Source organism: Streptomyces iakyrus (assembly GCF_000717055.1).
Classification (GTDB): domain Bacteria; phylum Actinomycetota; class Actinomycetes; order Streptomycetales; family Streptomycetaceae; genus Streptomyces; species Streptomyces iakyrus.
In genome coordinates, this window is record NZ_JNXI01000132.1 from 1 (window position 1) to 330 (window position 330).

Here is a 330-nt window from a genome sequence, read left to right on the forward strand (position 1 = left end):
TCTTCTGTCCGAGCGGCGTCAGTTCGCTATCCAGTGGCGATCGTACGCCGGGACGGATGCCGGACTTGCGAGGCCAGGCCGCGGCTAGCAGGCGGATGGGATCCGGCCATCCGTTGGTCACGGCATCATTGGATTCTGTTGGGATCGGCAAGTCGAGCAACTTGGTGAGGATTTCGTAGCCCGGTCGGCCGAACGGAAACAGGGAAAGCGCCGCCTCGTACACTGAGAGGCTGGTCGACCAGCCGGCATGGGTGGTCGCCACGACCGGCGAGTAAGCGATCTTGCAGGCAAGTTCGAAGCCGCGGCTGGCCAGGTCCACGGCCCGCTCTC

1 protein-coding gene is annotated in these 330 nt (G+C 64.5%); it reads right to left on the reverse strand.

Annotation, left to right across the window (positions count from 1 at the left end):
* The coding region (locus OO68_RS46640) for a hypothetical protein (protein ID WP_157852840.1) at positions 1-319 on the reverse strand (319 nt) is incomplete at its 3' end.
* Between the last annotated feature and the right edge of the window lie 11 nt (positions 320-330).